Here is a 16,180-nt window from a genome sequence, read left to right as displayed (position 1 = left end):
GGTGGTCGAGGCCGAGGTCGCAGCCGTGATGACGACGACGATGATGATGATCGCGGTGGCCGTTCAGGCGGACGAGGTCGTGGCCGCAGTCGTGATGATGACGATGATGATGATCGCGGTGGCCGCTCAGGCGGACGAGGTCGTGGCCGCAGCCGTGATGACGACGATGATGATGATCGCGGTGGCCGTTCAGGTGGACGAGGTCGTGGTCGCAGCCGTGATGACGACGATGATTATGATGGCCGTGGTCAAAACTCTCGTAATCAAAAACGTGATGCCTACGGACGTTTTACGTCTTAAGCAGAATGTTTTAAAAACAAAGGAGGCTTTTGCCTCCTTTGTTTTTAGCTTACTTACTTTATTTACTGGGGAAGAGGTTGTAGGCCTTTTACAATATCAAGATATTCAGACCCGTTTAACCAAAAAGATTTCTTTAAAAATAGCGTCGTCATAATACTTTCGGCTGCTTCGCTATCTGGATTTTCACAGAATAACCCATAGCTTTCACCTAAAACCGCATCATTTTCAATGAGACGGATATAGTAAGCATGTTGCTCATTTGCATAACCTAAAACCGCATCACGTTGATTTTTCATTTCGCATGTCTCCATACCAAAAACTGAATTTAACCAGAATGTTAAATGTTCAGAATCTCATTTGATAAAAATCAAAAACAGTCAGCGATAAAGACTATTTCAAAATAGGTTTTGATTTTCTTCAAATTACCATTTCGCTTAAAACATCCCTGTTAAAAACAAAATGGATTAAAATCTGATCATGAGATTTATTGTTATGCAAAAAAAATATTTCGTCAACTTGAAAATGTAACTTTTTCAAGTTACATTGTGTGTGTAGGATTTGAACGGTGATAAGGGAGGCGATATGCCAAAGAAAAAAGAGTTCGAGCATGGTGGTGCACGAGAAAATGCCGGACGTAAAGCACAGTTCAATGAACCCACAAAAGTTATTCGTGTTCCCGAGTCCCAAGTTAACTTTATCAAAAATTGGTTACTGAATAATGTCAAAACCAATAACTTGACCGACTTTAACTCAAAACTTAATGTTCAACAGGTCCACCCGAATAACGATAAAATTTACCATATTCCTTTGGCAACTGAACGTGTTGCTGCAGGTTTTCCTTCGCCTGCGCAAGATGATATTGAGCAAGCACTCGATTTAAATGAATATTTAATTAGAAATGAAAATGCCACGTTTATTGTCAAAGCTAATTCTTTGTCAATGTTAGACGCTGGAATTGATATTAATGATCCACTTATTGTAGATCGTAGTATTCCCGCTAAATCGGGAGATATTGTGATTGCACTCATCGATAATGATTTTACCGTCAAGCGCTTAATGATTGATACTCAATTTCATCCACCTAAAGTTTGGCTAAAAGCAGAAAATCCTGATTATCAGAATATTTATATTGAAGAAGGGCAAGAATTGGTGATTTGGGGAGTTGTGACGTATAACCTCAAACGAATGAGATAAATTTTTCTTATATTTTATTATTTAAGTTACTGACCCGAAAAGTGAGTCAGTAACTTTTTGCTGAATATCTTTTAAATTTGCCCAATCAATAAGCACGTTGCAATAACGACCATCAAACCACCTGAAAAACGGCCAACTAACTGTGCTGCTTGTGGTCTGGTTTTCAAAATAGCCTCTGAACCATAACCCACCATTAAGTAAATAATTGCGCAGCTAATCATATGGACAACACCGAAGGCAAGAATCTGTGTCGTTACAGGCCATGAAGCAGTAGTGTCAATAAATTGAGGAAGCAGGGCTAAAAAGAGTAAAAAAACTTTTGGGTTTAAGCCACTCACATAAACACCTTTGGTTGCCCAGCTCAACCATGACTTAGCTTTTTCAGAATCGGACTCGTTGGGAGTAGGAGGGGTAAGTAATAAGTTTATTCCCATCCATAACAAATAAGCAGAACCCGCGACCGTGAGGATCATTAGAGCAGTTGGATTATTTGCTACAAGCAGACCAACACCCGCGGCTACCAATAAAATCGTAATCAAGTGCCCAAATAGCATACCTGCAACGGCGGGTACAACGACTTTTCCCTTAATTCCTGCCGAAATGGCATAGGCCCAGTCTGCCCCTGGCGTAATAATAAAAAGAATGGAGACACTCCAAAATGCAATAAAAATGTTAAAAGCCATATGCTTATCTCGGCAAACTATTTTCCAAAGGTTTCGCTCGTGATTTAGAAAAAATCCCTATTTATTCGAGCTTGTTGAAAATAATATGCTCATGTATTTAGAATGTGCTTTTAAATGTTTGCTCATATCACACTCATTTGGGGTAAATTTTTCTAAATGGATCGCATAGATAAAAAGATTCTTGCTGAATTGCAATTAAATGGCCGATTATCTATTACTGAATTGGCAGAAAAAGTAGGCTTGAGCATTTCACCTTGTCACAGACGAGTGAAGGCTTTGGAAGAGTCGGGAGCGATAAAAGGCTATCGGGCAGAGCTCGACCCAAACTTAGTGGGATTTGAATTTTCAGCGATTGTTTTTATTACGCTTAAAGAAGGTGATAAACAGGCCGTTGAGAAGTTTGAAAATGCGGTAATAGACATCCCGCAAATTATTCAGGCCCAACGTTTATTTGGTGAGCCAGACTATTTGCTGCATGTGGTGGCTAAAGATTTGCCGGCTTTTCAGCGTTTGTACGATGAAAAATTATCCGCTATTCCAAGTGTGCAACGGCTCATCTCAACCATTGTGATGAAAGATGTAGTGCCTGAACGTTTATTTCCGATTGGCTAAGAATCATCAGATGTAAAAAAAGAAGCTTTAAAGCTTCTTTTTTAGTTTTAACAATATTTAAGCATCGAGTGTTTTACACAAAGAGCAGATCGTGCCGTTATGTTTGTGAGAGAACATAATATCTGGACGCTCGTAACCTTGCTCACATACGCGGCAGTGGTAAACTGTTGCAACTGGTGTACCTTCAGCATCGTAACGTGGTTCTTTAATACCGTCATCGTGTGACTTGATGTAGTATTTTCCTTTGGTTAATAAACCCATGATTGGCGTTAATACAAAAGCAAGTACAAGTGCGATAAGTGGTGAGTAAGGTGCTAGGAAACTACCCAATAATCCGAAGAACGCTGCAATTGATAAGCCTGCTGATACAAGGAACGCCACCATACCAACAGGGTTTACGTTGTAGAGCATATCACGGCGGTATTCCGGCTCTTTCGGTGAAAGTTTTAACACATATTTGTTGATTGAAATATCTGTTGCAACAACCACAACCCAAGCAATCGCAAAGTTTGAATAGAACCCTAAGATTTTACCCAGTACCGCAAACATGTTGCCTTCCATCAAAGCAAGCGCAATTGCCAAGTTCACCATCACAAAGACAATACGGCCCGGATAATGTTTGCTAATACGAGTGTAGGCACTTGTCCATGCAAGGGAACCAGAGTAAGCATTGGTCACATTAATTTTAATTTGAGAAATAACCACCAAAATCACTGCAAGTGTTAAAGCAGCCCAGCCCGGAAGCATGTCATGAAACGCCGCATTAAACTGTTGAACAGGTTCAGTGCTGTTTACGCCCGGTATTTTAGTAAGTAAATAGAAACCTAGAAATGCCCCAATAATTTGTTTAATTGCGCCTAAAATCACCCAACCCGGACCCGCTGAAATAACTGCAGCCCACCATGCTTTGTTATTTTCTTTTGTTTTTGCAGGCATGAAGCGTAGGTAGTCAATTTGCTCACCGATTTGCATGATTAACGATAAACAAATACCAGCACCCAGCATGATTGCAGCCATGTCTACAGTTGCAAAACCTTCGTTACCTGTGAAAGTTGCAAACTGGCTGACTAAGGTAGGTTCTTGGTAAATTAGATAGGCTACAGGACCAATCATCAGAACGAGCCAAAGCGGGGTAGTCCAGACTTGTAATTTACTCAAGGCTTTCATGCCGTAAATGACGAGTGGAATGACCATAACGGTTGAGATGAGGTAGCCGGCCCAAAGCGGAATACCTAAACCGAGCAATAACCCTTGCGCCATGATTGAACCTTCAAGGGCAAAGAAAATAAACGTGAAACTGGCGAAAATGATACTGGTCAAGACCGAGCCGATATAACCGAAGCCTGCGCCGCGGGTAATCAAGTCAAGGTCGATGTTATAGCGCGCTGCGTAGTAGGCTAAAGGAATGCCAGTTAAGAAGATAATAATCGCTGCAAATAAAATGGAGAAAACAGCATTGGTTGTTCCGTAAGACATACCAATACTGGCACCAATAGAAAAGTCAGCAAGATAGGCAATACCACCAAGAGCAGTAATAGCGACAACTTTGGGACTCCAGCGCCGAAAGCTGTGTGGAGCATAACGTAAAGTATAATCTTCTAAGGTTTCATTCACTGCTTTTTGTGAATCTGTACCTTGCACAGTGTCCAGATTTGGATGTTCAGATACACTCATAACATCACTCTCCCAATCATTTTCGGTCAATCAACACAAATATTGATCATTGTTTTTTGATGGTTTTGAGTGTGTGATTTTTGGGGAAAATTGAAAATACGTTATTTTGCGTATATGTGCTTATTAGAAAAAATCGCCATGATAAATGACTTTTGGCATAAGGATTGCTGGGTTTAATGCAGCCACATGCCAAACATGAGTGTTATGCCAGATTCTTCCCGCCCCCAACAAGCGCCACAACGTGTGATCAAAACACGCCGTGAATATAATATTTGGGTGGCAGATGAAAGTATCGAAGACTATGCGCTCCGCTATGCACCTACCTCAGTAAGAAAATGGTCACCTTGGACTGTTACCAATACCGCAATCTCGACAGTCAGCTTTCTTGCGATGGAGGCCATTGGGGCGACCATGCTTTGGCAGTATGGCTTTAGCAATGCATTATGGGCAGCAATTGTCGTATGTACCATCATATTTTTGACCAGTTGGCCGATTAGTTACTACGCCGCAAAATATAATGTAGACGTCGATCTGCTTACTCGTGGTGCAGGTTTTGGCTACATTGGCTCAACCATTACATCTCTAATTTATGCCAGCTTTACCTTTATTTTACTTGCGTTTGAAGCCGCAATTATGGCGATGGCACTTGAACTTGCCTTAGGTATTCCACAAGTTATTGGTTACTTAATTTCTGCTTTAGTAATTTTACCTTTAGTGGTCAAAGGCATTGGTTTTATTAATAAAGTTCAGGCGATTACACAACCAATCTGGCTCTTATTGCTGTTATTACCGTGGTTTTTTGTACTTTGGAAACAACCACAAATTTTAAGTAGTAGCTTGCATTTTGTTGGGGCAGTTTCAAATTCAACCGACTTTAACGTGTATTACTTTGGTGCGGCGTGCACTCTTATTTTTTCATTTGTGATCCAAATTGGTGAGCAAGCTGACTATTTACGTTTCTTACCGCAGAAAGAAAAGAATAGAACCGCATGGCGGTTTGCCGTTTTTTTAGGTGGTCCATCTTGGATTATTTTCGGATTTCTAAAAGTATTGATGGGCATGCTGCTGATGGTGTTAGCTTTTCAGCTGTTTATTCCTGTCTCTGAACTAGACAATCCGACTTATCTGTATTGGGTTGCCTATCAACAATTTATTCCAAACCCTCAGCTTGCTTTAATTCTTACATTAGCACTGGTTTGCTTGGCGCAAATTAAAATTAATATGACCAACGCCTACGCTGGTTCATTGGCATGGTCTAACTTTTTTGCACGTCTGACGCATAGCCATCCTGGGCGAATTGTCTGGCTTCTTTTTAACGTTTTTATCGCCATCGTTTTGATGGAAATGGGCATTAGCCATGCAGTTGAACGCATATTGGGGCTATATAGCAATATTGCTTTGGCATGGATTGGCGCCGTTGTTGCCGATTTAATTATCTGTAAACCTTTAGGTTTAAGTCCAAAGGGAATTGAATTTCGCCGTGCTTATTTATATGACATTAATCCCGTAGGTGTGGGTGCCTTACTCATCGCTTCAGTGTTATCAATGCTGAGTTATTTGGGCTTTTTCGGACTCATGGCGAAAGGCTTGGCGAGTTTTATTGCTCTAGGGAGTGCGGTTTTATGCGTGCCTGTTATTGCTTACCTAACTAAAGGCAAATATTACATTGCACGTCAGCCTGAAAAAATTCAGGCGACTTCGGTTGCAAACTGTGTGGTATGTGAACGGGACTATGAACTTGCTGATATGGCGGGCTGTCCAGCCTATAACGGTACGATCTGCTCTTTATGCTGTTCACTTGAAGCACGCTGCCACGATTTATGTAAACCTGATGCGCGCTGGTCAGTACAGCTCAAAAAAGCCATTTGGCACTATTTACCAGAACGTTGGGCCAGCCGTTTAAATAGCAGGGTCAGTTTGTATTTATTGCTGACTCTAGGGCTGTCGATCGTTTTAGCAGTGAGTTTGAGTCTGGTTTATATCCAAGAAAAAACCTATTTAGAAACAATCAATGCGGCAGCCGTTCCTCAACTATTTACGCTGTTTGTAAAAATTTACACTATTCTATTTTTATTGATGAGTGTTGCTGCATGGTGGTTAGTGCTAAACGATGAAAGTCGTCGTAATGCCGAAATTGAGACACACCAGCAAACAGCATTATTGTTTGATGAAATTGCTGCCCATGAAGTCACTTCAAAAGACCTGCAAGATGCCAGAATTTCAGCAGAGCGGGCGAATGATGCAAAAAGTCGTTATGTCATTGGAATTAGTCACGAATTACGAACACCTCTAAATAGTATTTTAGGCTATAGCCAATTACTTCAAAAACAAGAACAGCTTTCAGAACAATGCAAAATGGCGCTCGGGGTGATTAGCCGTAGTGGACAGCATTTGACTTCACTGATTGACGGTTTACTGGATTTAGCACGAATTGAAACAGGCAAAATTTCTTTAAATGTGGTGGATGTTCATTTCCCAAATTTTATAGAACAGATTATTCAAATGTTTCAGCCACAGTTTGAACAGAAGAATTTACAGTTTATTTATGAAATTGGAGATAACCTGCCGCACTATGTTCGTACCGATAAAAAACGCTTAGAGCAAGTGCTCATCAATTTGCTGGGCAATGCTTTAAAATTTACGACAAGCGGCACAATTACTTTGAAAGTCGAGTACCGTTTTCAAACGGCTTATTTTGAAATTAGAGATACGGGCTGTGGTATTGCTGAGGCAGATTTAGAACGAATTTTTAATCCGTTTGAACGGGGCAGTAATGTGGTACAAGGTGGATTTACCGGAACAGGGCTGGGACTACCCATTGTAAAACTATTGGTCGATTTACTCGGCGGCCAACTATCTGTGACTAGTCAGCTCAATCAGGGTTCACAATTTAAGATTAAGTTTTATTTACCTTCAAAAGAAGTAGTTCATCCAATTTCCAATGTTTATTCCAACCAAATTACGGGCTATCAAGGCGAGCGGAAACGAATTTTGGTTGTCGATAATGAAGCGGTGGATCGAGGTTTAGTCGCTAATTTTCTAAAACCTTTAGGATTTATGATTGAAGAAGCCGAGTCGGGCATTGACTGTTTAAGACGTGTACCTATTTTTCAGCCTAATCTGATCTTGATGGATTTAAATATGCCTTTGATGGGCGGATGGGAAACTGCGCGATTATTGCGTCAGAATAATATTACTAATGTGCCGATCTTAATTATTTCAGCGAATGCAGGCGAGCGTGAAGTCAACCCACAAGATGCAGTCTTGAGTGAAGACTTTATGCTAAAACCAATCGATCTTAATTTGTTGTTGAGTAAAATTGGAGACAAGTTAGGGCTAGTGTGGATTGATTCCAAATCAGAAATACTCCTTGAAAATAATAAAGTTCAAGCACTTGATATAAACGTGTTTAAGCAGGAGCAAGCCGTTGTTCATACGCCAATCCAACAACCCGAAAATAATGATCTGCTTGAGTTATCGCAAAGCTTGCAGCAATTAAATGATTTAATTGGACAGGGTTACATTCGAGGAATTCAACAGACTTTAATGCAATGTCGTCAAAATTTTCCGGAGCATGATGAGTTATGGGAACAGCTTGAACAGGCTATCCAAAAATTTGATTTAAAACACGCTCAACGATTAATTCAGGATAAGCAATGAGTACGCAACATGTTTCTTTTCAGCAAGCTTCGCCAAACGAGCAGGCTGTTATTCTGATAGTGGATGATGTGCCGGAAAATCTGGGCTTGCTACATGAAAGTCTAGATCAGGCAGGTTATCGCGTGCTTGTCACAACCGATGGGTTAAGTGCTATTGAAATAGCACACCGATGCTTACCAGATATGATTTTACTCGATGGCAATATGCCACATATGGACGGTTTTGAAAGTTGTATACAGCTTAAAGCGAGCCCAATTACACAGTTTATTCCCGTCATTTTTATGACAGGCTTGTCAGAAACAGAGCATATTGTGCGTGGTTTTCAAGTCGGAGGAGTGGACTATGTAACAAAACCACTGAATATTGAAGAAGTATTAGCAAGGGTAAAAACACATTTGGCACATGCCAAACTATTGCAGCAACAAAAACAGGTGATTGATGCAACGGAAACAGCCATTCTTGCGCTAGATGTTCACGGTAAAATTGTGTGGAAAACCCAAAAAGCTAGTGAGCTACTAAATCAATATTTACCTGAATTAGAGGGTTTTGAGGCAGGTTTAAAAGCTTGGTTTTCAGACTTAGAGCATGAAAAAGACCCTAAAAAACTAACAAGTTGTTCTTATTCGACACCATCTCAGCAATTACAGCTTTTATTGCTTACGCCGTGGCAATCTGAAACGAGCATAGCAAAAAAATATCTGATACAGATTAAGACTTCTACACCTGCCTTAGAAATGGCTGATATTTTGAAATACTGTCCGCAGTTGACTCAGCGTGAGGCAGAAGTCATGCATTGGTTGTTGTTAGGAAAAACCAATAAAGATATTGCAGAAATTTTAGAGCTGAGCCCAAGAACTGTGAACAAACATTTAGAGCATGTTTTTGAAAAACTCTGCGTTGAAAATCGAACTGCTGCCGTGGCGCACATTAATAATTTGGTGCAAGAGTTTCACTAATTTAATTGACGATTGTATTTAAAAAGCATACAGACTCACTGCTAAAAATAGTCTATTTTTTTACACTTAAATTTGTTCTTATAGATAAAGCTTATACAAAGTCATTTCTAAATAAATATGAGTCGTAATACGAGGAATTCATTGTGAATATTCAACAAAAAGATGATACAAAACACGGCAGCTTTAGCTTACTTGATGGTGAAACGGTTGCTGGTGAAATGACTTATACATGGGCAGGCGAAGGCATGCTAATTATTGATGCCACAGATGTAAATGAAAATTATCGCGGCCAAGGCGTAGGTCGCCAATTACTTGATGCTTTGATTGCCTTTGTTCGTGAAAAAGAAGTGAAAGTAATTCCGCTTTGCCCATATGCAAAATCGGTTTTTGATAAAGACCCAAGCATTGGCGATGTACTTAGAAAGTAAGCAACAAATTGAAAATTATTTAATAGAAATCGGGCCTTGGTGTCCGATTTTTTATTGATTTTATTATTCATCTTTGTTTTAGTGAATATGTTTTGAGCGCTTGTATTCAACTGATTCGAAGATTTTCGATTGCCAGATCGAATTTATCAAACTTATAGAAAAGCTTATCTAATAAAAATAGTTTTAGACCAATTGGGAAAAAATAAACTCGTTGCACAAATATTTAATGGCTGACGAAAGCTAAATATTTATAACGTTTTAATATTATTTTTTGGAATTTTCCTTGAACTGGCAGTATATCCATAGTGTGTTGCCGCAATTTTTCTCTGCAACGTTGACCACGCTGAAAATCTCAATCATCAGCATTATTTTGGCGATTATTGTAGGGCTGATTTGCAGCATTTTAATCACATATCGCGTGCGGGTACTAAATAGAATTGCCCAGTTCTATATTGAGTTATCTCGAAATACCCCTTTATTAATTCAACTGTTCTTTTTGTATTACGGTTTGCCAAAACTCGGAATCAAAATCGATGGTTTTGCTTGTGGTGTGATCGGACTGACCTTTTTAGGCGGCAGCTATATGGCAGAAGCCTTCCGAGCAGGTTTGCAGTCTGTGGCAAAAGGGCAGATTGACTCGGCAAAAAGTATTGGTCTGCAACCGACTCAAATTTTTAGATATGTCATTTTTCCTCAAGCACTGGCTATTTCAATTCCGGCAATCGGGGCAAATTGCCTGTTTCTGATTAAAGAAAGTTCTGTGGTTAGTGCCATTGCGGTTGTTGAACTGCTTTTTGTCACTAAAGACTTAATTGGCATGGACTATAAAACCACGGAAGCTTTGTTCTTACTCATCATGGCTTATCTGATTATTTTATTGCCCGTATCTATTTTAACCAGTTATCTGGAGCATAAAAGTCGGAAGGTGAGCCATGGAACTTGATTATCTATTTCAAGCGAGTCACCTCGAACGTTTAATGTGGGGACTTTGGGCAACTGCAAAAATTGCTTTCATTTCTGTATTTTTTTCTGCAATTTTAGGCACAGTTTTAGGCGTCATTATGACCTCTAAAAATATAGCTATTAAAGCGTTGTGTCGTTTGTATTTAGAAGCCATTCGAATCATTCCAATTTTAGTTTTGCTATTTGTGTTTTATTTCGGCTTTGCGACATGGTTTAACTGGCAGTTTTCAGCAATGTGGGTATGCGTTGTTGTGTTTGTTTTATGGGGTACGGCTGAAATGGGCGATTTGGTCCGTGCAGCCATTACTTCAATTGATCAGCATCAACGTGATTCGGCCTATGCGCTCGGACTCACTCATGTTCAAGCTTTGATCTATGTCATTTTTCCGCAAAGTCTAAAACGAGTAACACCAGGCGCGATTAATTTATTCACCCGAATGGTGAAAACCAGCTCTTTAGCAGTCCTGATTGGTGTGGTTGAGGTCATTAAAGTTGGCCAGCAAATTATTGAAAATTCGCTGTTGACCGTGCCGAGCGCTTCACTTTGGATTTATGGCTTTATTTTTATTTTGTATTTTCTGATTTGCTATCCCTTATCTCGTTTGGCGGCACATTTAGAAAAGGTCTGGGAGTAATTATGCCTTTGTTATCGATACAACAATTACAGAAATCATTTGCACAAAGTCATATTTTACAGGGTATTGATCTGGATGTAGAACAAGGAGAGGTGGTTGTTATTTTAGGTCCATCGGGCTGCGGTAAAAGTACCTTACTGCGCTGTATTAATGGCTTAGAACCGATTCAGGGTGGCGAGATTCGTTTAACTGGCTCAGGTGTTTTGGGTAAAGATGTGGACTGGACTAATGCTCGTCAAAAAATTGGCATGGTTTTTCAGAACTATGAGCTTTTTGGGCATATGAACGTTATTGACAATATTTTGCTCGGGCCACTCAAAGTACAAAAACGCCACCGCGACGAAGCTGAACAAGTTGCAGATGAGTTGTTAAAGCGAGTGGGGCTATTTGAGCGAAAACTTGATTATCCACGACAGCTTTCAGGTGGACAAAAACAACGTATTGCTATTGTGCGTTCACTGGTCATGCAACCTAAAGTCATTTTGCTTGATGAAATTACCGCTGCGCTTGATCCAGAAATGGTCAGGGAAGTGCTTGATGTGGTACTCAAGTTAGCGAATGAAGGAATGACCATGTTGATTGTGACACATGAGATGTCCTTTGCCCGTAAGGTTGCTGACCGTATTATTTTTATGGATAAGGGCAAGATTATTGAACAGGCTTCACCAGAAGAATTCTTTGAACAGCCAAAAACAGAACGAGCGAAAGCCTTCTTAAATATTTTGTCGTACTAAATTTTTATTATTTGAAGCATGAGGAAGTGAATGTTTAAACGTAATTCAATAAAAATATTAAGCAGTCTTGCCGTTGCTGGGGTGTTACTCACTGCTTGCAGTAAAACGCCATCCACTGAACAGGCAAGTAATGCTCAAACAGACCATTCTTTAGAACAAGTCAAAAAAAATGGGGTTCTACGCGTTGCCGTTTTTGCCGATGATCCGCCATTTGGTTACGTAGATAGCGCGGGTAATAATCAGGGCTTTGATGTGGCTTTAGCAAAACGAGTCACTAAAGATCTTCTTGGCGATGAAAAGAAAGTTGAGTTTATTGTGACTGAAGCTTCAAATCGGGTGGAGTTTTTAAAATCAAACCGTGCTGATGTTGTATTCGCGACATTTACCGTAACGCCAGAACGTAAAGAGGTTGTCGATTTTGCTGACCCTTATTTAAAAGGTGCTTTTGGTATTGTCTCGCCTAAAGCTAAGCCGATTACTGACATTGCTCAATTAGAAGGTAAGACTTTAATTGTCAATAAAGGCACAAGTTCAGATACCTACTTTACCAAGCATTATCCAAAAGTAAATTTACTTAAGTTTGAAAGAAACTCGGATGCCTTTAAAGCCTTAACCGACGGTCGTGGTGACGCGATTTCACAAGATAGTACTTATGCTTTGGCATGGGCCGCGAAGAACCCAAGTTATGTAGCAGGCATTCAGTCTATTGGTGATCAAGAGTTTATTGCACCAGCAGTGAAAAAGGGCAATACCCAATTATTGAATTGGCTCAATACAGAAATTAAGCAGCTCAGAACAAGTGGCGAAATCAAGAGAATTTATGATGAAACCTTGAAACCAATTTACGGTGACTCGGTTAATCCGAATGTGTTTTTAGATGTAGGCCAATAATTTTCGATATCGCTAGAGCAGTGCCTAAAAGTAGGCGCTGCGATTCTAAATAAGACTTTTACAAGAACGAGAGGGTGAAATAATGACAACATTAACATTTCAAAACGTGAAGCATATTTTAGCTGCATCTTTACTGAGTTTAGGTTTAGTTGCATGTGACAAAGGGACTCAGTCTACTGAAAAAACGGCCGATACTACACAAACTGTATCGAGTATCGAACAGATCAAAAAGAATGGCGTGGTACGTATTGGCGTATTTAGTGATAAACCGCCGTTTGGATATTTAGATGCTCAAGGTAAAAATCAGGGGTTTGATGTAGAGATTGCCAAACATGTCGCTAAAGATCTGCTCGGTGATGAAAACAAAGTAGAGTTTGTTTTAACTGAAGCTGCGAACCGTGTTGAATATTTAAAAGCCAATAAAGTGGATATTATTTTTGCAAACTTTACGGTTACGCCAGAACGTAAAGAAGTTGTCGATTTTGCTAAGCCTTATTTAAAAGTTGCTTTGGGCGTGGTTTCTCCTAAAAGTCATCCAATTACAGATGTTGCTCAACTTAAAGATAAAACTTTGTTGGTAAATAAAGGTACAACGGCTGATTCATTCTTCACCAAGACTCACCCTGAAATTAAGCTACAAAAATATGAGCAAAACACTGAAACTTTTGATGCTTTAAAAGATGGGCGTGGTGCCGCGCTTGCCCATGATAACTTGCTGGTTTTAGCTTGGGCTAAAGAAAATCCAAATTACACTGTTGGCATTACCAATTTAGGTGAGCAGGACTTAATTGCACCAGCAGTGAAAAAGGGTGATAAAGAGTTACTGGACTGGTTGAACCAAGATTTAGAGAAACTGGCGAAAGAAGGCGTGATTCATCAGGCCTATGAAAAAACTTTAAAACCCGTCTATGGCGATACGATTAATCCAAAAGATTTATTGGTTGAGTAGTTTTACTCATAGCTCCTAATGACTAGGATTCTAGATAGGATTTGCTCGAGCTAAGATTCATCTACAGCCTGCCCATAATCTATAAAGATAATGTTTTTGCAATATTTTTTTATAGATGGAAACAGTGGTCAGGTTCTGTAGATGAGAAAGTTTTTTGGTTACTTTTTCCAAAAAAAGTAACAGTATTAGCTGATTGCTTTAGAGATTCAAAGATAGAATTTCATCGTGCTAATTCATTGAATTTATATTACTTTAACTTAAATAAAGTCGGCTCTGCTGCCAATTTATCTGCCAAATATTGAATTAATACACTCAATTTAGGTGGAACATGCCGTGTCGGTGGGTAAAGTAACCACAGCCCACCACTGTAATAAGTCTTAAAATACCAATCTGGTAAAATCTGAACTAAGGTACCTTGTTGTAGAGCATGGCGTGCAACGAAGTACGGCAAGCTTGCAATACCTAAGTGCTGTAATGCGGCACTCAAACGTACACCCGTATGGTTTGCAGCATAACGTCCACGCACAGCAACACTTATCGATTTATTTCCTTGTTGAAATTTCCATTTTGAGTCACTGGCTTGTTCACCCAAGTAAATACATTCATGCTGCTTTAAATCATGGGGATGGTTCGGTGTGCCATGCTTTGCCAAATATTTAGGTGTTGCACAAATCAAGTGATCAATATCAATAAGTTTTCGACCCATCAGCCCACCTGGTGGTTGCTCGGTAATTCGAAGGGTTAAATCGACGCCATCATCAATCAGGTCTACATAGCGATCTTCTAAAAGCATTTGTATATCAATTTTAGGGTAGCGTTCTAAAAACTCGGGTAAATGCGGATGAATCATAAAATGCCCGACGGCTTTCGGAACACTCATGCGAATAACACCTTCTGGTTCGACATGAAATTGGCCTGAACTTTCCATGACTGCTTGTGCCGCATTCACCATATCTAAACAACGTTGATAAACCTGTTGTCCACTTTCACTTAAACGAAGTTTCCGTGTAGTCCGATAGAGTAAGCGGGTGCCCAAAGCACGTTCTAAACGGGCAATGGCACGACTAACAGCAGAAGGTGTTGTACCAAGCTGGCGGGCAGTTTCAGAAAAGCTTTCCGACTCGACAACCTTAACGAAAGTCGCCATTTCGTTTAATAGAACCAGACTTTGATTTGTGCTCATGAGGCAAAAGTTATTTGGATTTTAATTAGATTATCGCGTCTAAAAAATCGCAATACAATCTTTTAAGTGATTTTCAGGAAAATAAATTGTTATGTGGCAGTTGTATGGACATGAGTTTTTAACGCTAGCTCTTATTCACTTTATGGCAGTGATTTTACCGGGACCAGATTTTGTAGTTACGGTAAGACAAAGTGTTCGTTATGGCTATTTAATTGGATGTCTGACCGCAATTGGTATTGGTGTCGGGATTTCAGTGCATGTGTTTTATACACTTGTTGGGATTGGCTTTTTGATTCAGCAAAGCGAATGGCTCATGTCACTGATCAGAACAGCGGGGGCAGCTTACTTGCTATATTTAGGATGGCAGTGTTTACGTAGCCAGCCGAATACCAATATTGAGATTAATGGCTCAGCAGACAGTGACACGCCGAGTTTATTTAAAGCTTTTACGATGGGTTTTCTCACCAATACGTTAAACCCCAAAGCCACTATCTTTTTTCTGGCAATTTTTACGACAATTGTGAGTACAACTACACCAATGAAAGTTCAGGTTTTTTATGGGGTATGGATGTGTATGGTGAATGCCATTTGGTTTATGGTGGTGAGTGTACTGTTTGCACAGCCTATAGTTCGTAAAAGGTTTTTGGAGTTTGGGGTGTATTTTGAGCGGGTAATGGGGGTGTTGTTAATTGGGATTGCATTGAGATTGATTTGGGGATTATTTGTTTAAGCGGGTTTTATTTGTAAGTGGATGGACTGTCGCGACGGAGTCTTACCGTTTATACGTCTATACGTCATAATAAAGTAGCTAATTCTGTTACTTTTTTTGAAAAAAGTAACCAAAAAACTTTCTCATCTACAGAACCTGTTTACTGTTTTCATCTATCAGGAAATGTTGCAAAAACATTATTTTTATAAATTATGCGCAGGCTGTAGATGACTCTTAGCTCGAGCCGAAGGCTAAGCTAGGAATCGAATTTAAAATAACAAGACTCCGTAGTGATAACTACTTTGAGTTGTCCGAACTATTGATGACTATTAATTCGAGCTAAAATCATCTGCAACCTGCGTGGTATTAAATAGTTTATGTTTCTGCGATATATCGATTAGATATAAGAAGAGGACAGGTTTTGCAGATGAAAATGCTTTTGCTCTTACGAAGCTTTAGACGCTTCTCAGGGCGAAACCAAAGTAAGTCTAGCCGAAGGCTAATTCAGAAATCGAATTTAAAATAATAAGACTCCGCAGTGAAAACTACTTTGACTTGTTCCTATATATGAAATTGAGTTCAAGAAGGTTCAGTAAATAATTTTTAAAA

At 39.7% G+C, this 16,180-nt stretch carries 15 protein-coding genes and 2 pseudogenes; 12 read left to right on the top strand and 5 right to left on the bottom strand.

From position 1 onward, the window contains the following. Positions 1-300: pseudogene (locus AWW73_RS12335) on the top strand (KGG domain-containing protein); the annotation flags it as partial. Positions 301-362: 62 nt separating this feature from the next. On the opposite strand, the gene AWW73_RS12330 reads toward AWW73_RS12335, so the two are convergent. Next, positions 363-596: a hypothetical protein gene (locus AWW73_RS12330; RefSeq protein WP_002114518.1), complete on the bottom strand. Its 234-nt coding sequence runs from the start codon at positions 594-596 to the stop codon at positions 363-365. 286 nt (positions 597-882) lie between these two features. Between AWW73_RS12330 and AWW73_RS12325 the strand changes: the two genes are divergently transcribed. Next, the gene (locus AWW73_RS12325) at positions 883-1,494 is read left to right on the top strand and encodes a LexA family protein (protein WP_031948022.1); all 612 of its coding nucleotides are present in this window, start codon (positions 883-885) and stop codon (positions 1,492-1,494) included. Between the two features lie 71 nt (positions 1,495-1,565). Here AWW73_RS12325 and AWW73_RS12320 read toward each other — a convergent pair whose 3' ends face one another. After that, on the bottom strand, positions 1,566-2,177 hold the full coding sequence (locus AWW73_RS12320) for a LysE family translocator (RefSeq protein WP_057106261.1): 612 nt from the start codon (positions 2,175-2,177) through the stop codon (positions 1,566-1,568). A 156-nt stretch (positions 2,178-2,333) separates the two neighbouring features. On the opposite strand from AWW73_RS12320, the gene AWW73_RS12315 reads away from it, so the two are divergent. Beyond that, entirely contained in the window at positions 2,334-2,789 is a 456-nt protein-coding gene (locus tag AWW73_RS12315) for an Lrp/AsnC family transcriptional regulator (protein ID WP_062849796.1), read from the top strand. Positions 2,790-2,846: 57 nt separating this feature from the next. Here the strand turns inward: AWW73_RS12315 and AWW73_RS12310 are convergent, their stop codons facing one another. Beyond that, positions 2,847-4,463, bottom strand: a complete 1,617-nt coding sequence (locus tag AWW73_RS12310; RefSeq protein WP_016144950.1) for a purine-cytosine permease family protein — start codon at positions 4,461-4,463, stop codon at positions 2,847-2,849. 195 nt (positions 4,464-4,658) lie between these two features. Here AWW73_RS12310 and AWW73_RS12305 point away from each other — a divergent pair, with 195 nt between their 5' ends. The 3 genes from AWW73_RS12305 to AWW73_RS12295 all read left to right on the top strand — a co-directional run bounded on the left by AWW73_RS12305 (position 4,659) and on the right by AWW73_RS12295 (position 9,507). Next, positions 4,659-8,123, top strand: a complete 3,465-nt coding sequence (locus AWW73_RS12305; protein ID WP_081409611.1) for a hybrid sensor histidine kinase/response regulator — start codon at positions 4,659-4,661, stop codon at positions 8,121-8,123. After that, positions 8,120-9,079 carry a response regulator transcription factor gene (locus tag AWW73_RS12300; RefSeq protein ID WP_062849794.1) on the top strand — a complete coding sequence of 320 codons (960 nt, stop codon included), beginning with the start codon at positions 8,120-8,122 and terminating at the stop codon, positions 9,077-9,079. The genes AWW73_RS12305 and AWW73_RS12300 overlap by 4 nt, the downstream gene beginning before the upstream one ends. A gap of 143 nt (positions 9,080-9,222) precedes the next feature. Then, positions 9,223-9,507 carry a GNAT family N-acetyltransferase gene (locus tag AWW73_RS12295; protein WP_062849793.1) on the top strand — a complete coding sequence of 95 codons (285 nt, stop codon included), beginning with the start codon at positions 9,223-9,225 and terminating at the stop codon, positions 9,505-9,507. A 106-nt stretch (positions 9,508-9,613) separates the two neighbouring features. Here the strand turns inward: AWW73_RS12295 and AWW73_RS18695 are convergent. Continuing rightward, positions 9,614-9,726: pseudogene (locus AWW73_RS18695) on the bottom strand (hypothetical protein). A 64-nt stretch (positions 9,727-9,790) separates the two neighbouring features. Between AWW73_RS18695 and AWW73_RS12290 the strand changes: the two are divergent. The 5 genes from AWW73_RS12290 (at position 9,791) to AWW73_RS12270 (ending at position 13,679) form a co-directional block, all read left to right on the top strand. Beyond that, a complete protein-coding gene (locus AWW73_RS12290) occupies positions 9,791-10,450 on the top strand; it encodes an amino acid ABC transporter permease (protein ID WP_002054848.1) in 660 nt (219 codons plus the stop codon). After that, a complete protein-coding gene (locus AWW73_RS12285) occupies positions 10,440-11,105 on the top strand; it encodes an amino acid ABC transporter permease (RefSeq protein WP_062849792.1) in 666 nt (221 codons plus the stop codon). The genes AWW73_RS12290 and AWW73_RS12285 overlap by 11 nt, the downstream gene beginning before the upstream one ends. Before the next feature lie 2 nt (positions 11,106-11,107). Further along, complete coding sequence (locus tag AWW73_RS12280; RefSeq protein WP_001130360.1) at positions 11,108-11,839, top strand: amino acid ABC transporter ATP-binding protein; 732 nt, start codon at positions 11,108-11,110, stop codon at positions 11,837-11,839. Positions 11,840-11,869: 30 nt separating this feature from the next. After that, complete coding sequence (locus AWW73_RS12275) at positions 11,870-12,730, top strand: transporter substrate-binding domain-containing protein (protein ID WP_062849791.1); 861 nt, start codon at positions 11,870-11,872, stop codon at positions 12,728-12,730. Between the two features lie 82 nt (positions 12,731-12,812). Continuing rightward, positions 12,813-13,679: a cysteine ABC transporter substrate-binding protein gene (locus AWW73_RS12270; RefSeq protein WP_000209985.1), complete on the top strand. Its 867-nt coding sequence runs from the start codon at positions 12,813-12,815 to the stop codon at positions 13,677-13,679. Positions 13,680-13,926: 247 nt separating this feature from the next. On the opposite strand, the gene AWW73_RS12265 is transcribed toward AWW73_RS12270, so the two are convergent. Further along, on the bottom strand, positions 13,927-14,862 hold the full coding sequence (locus AWW73_RS12265; RefSeq protein WP_062849790.1) for a LysR family transcriptional regulator: 936 nt from the start codon (positions 14,860-14,862) through the stop codon (positions 13,927-13,929). Between the two features lie 91 nt (positions 14,863-14,953). Here AWW73_RS12265 and AWW73_RS12260 point away from each other — a divergent pair, with 91 nt between their 5' ends. Then, positions 14,954-15,592, top strand: coding sequence for a LysE family translocator (locus AWW73_RS12260; RefSeq protein ID WP_062849789.1), 639 nt, complete (start codon positions 14,954-14,956; stop codon positions 15,590-15,592). Positions 15,593-16,180 lie beyond the last annotated feature (588 nt).

The sequence above is a fragment of the Acinetobacter lactucae genome, assembly GCF_001605885.1.
GTDB lineage: Bacteria > Pseudomonadota > Gammaproteobacteria > Pseudomonadales > Moraxellaceae > Acinetobacter > Acinetobacter lactucae.
Note: the sequence above shows the minus strand (reverse complement) of the source record. Positions and strands in the feature narration are given on the sequence as shown.

Excerpts from the sequence above, each read along its gene's own strand:
- AWW73_RS12330 (WP_002114518.1), bottom strand. The coding sequence starts at position 596 with ATGAAAAATCAACGTGATGCGGTTTTAGGTTATGCAAATGAGCAACAT.
- AWW73_RS12325 (WP_031948022.1), top strand. The coding sequence starts at position 883 with ATGCCAAAGAAAAAAGAGTTCGAGCATGGTGGTGCACGAGAAAATGCC.
- AWW73_RS12320 (WP_057106261.1), bottom strand. The coding sequence starts at position 2,177 with ATGGCTTTTAACATTTTTATTGCATTTTGGAGTGTCTCCATTCTTTTT.
- AWW73_RS12315 (WP_062849796.1), top strand. The coding sequence starts at position 2,334 with ATGGATCGCATAGATAAAAAGATTCTTGCTGAATTGCAATTAAATGGC.
- AWW73_RS12310 (WP_016144950.1), bottom strand. The coding sequence starts at position 4,463 with ATGAGTGTATCTGAACATCCAAATCTGGACACTGTGCAAGGTACAGAT.
- AWW73_RS12305 (WP_081409611.1), top strand. The coding sequence starts at position 4,659 with ATGAGTGTTATGCCAGATTCTTCCCGCCCCCAACAAGCGCCACAACGT.
- AWW73_RS12300 (WP_062849794.1), top strand. The coding sequence starts at position 8,120 with ATGAGTACGCAACATGTTTCTTTTCAGCAAGCTTCGCCAAACGAGCAG.
- AWW73_RS12285 (WP_062849792.1), top strand. The coding sequence starts at position 10,440 with ATGGAACTTGATTATCTATTTCAAGCGAGTCACCTCGAACGTTTAATG.
- AWW73_RS12280 (WP_001130360.1), top strand. The coding sequence starts at position 11,108 with ATGCCTTTGTTATCGATACAACAATTACAGAAATCATTTGCACAAAGT.
- AWW73_RS12275 (WP_062849791.1), top strand. The coding sequence starts at position 11,870 with ATGTTTAAACGTAATTCAATAAAAATATTAAGCAGTCTTGCCGTTGCT.
- AWW73_RS12270 (WP_000209985.1), top strand. The coding sequence starts at position 12,813 with ATGACAACATTAACATTTCAAAACGTGAAGCATATTTTAGCTGCATCT.
- AWW73_RS12265 (WP_062849790.1), bottom strand. The coding sequence starts at position 14,862 with ATGAGCACAAATCAAAGTCTGGTTCTATTAAACGAAATGGCGACTTTC.
- AWW73_RS12260 (WP_062849789.1), top strand. The coding sequence starts at position 14,954 with ATGTGGCAGTTGTATGGACATGAGTTTTTAACGCTAGCTCTTATTCAC.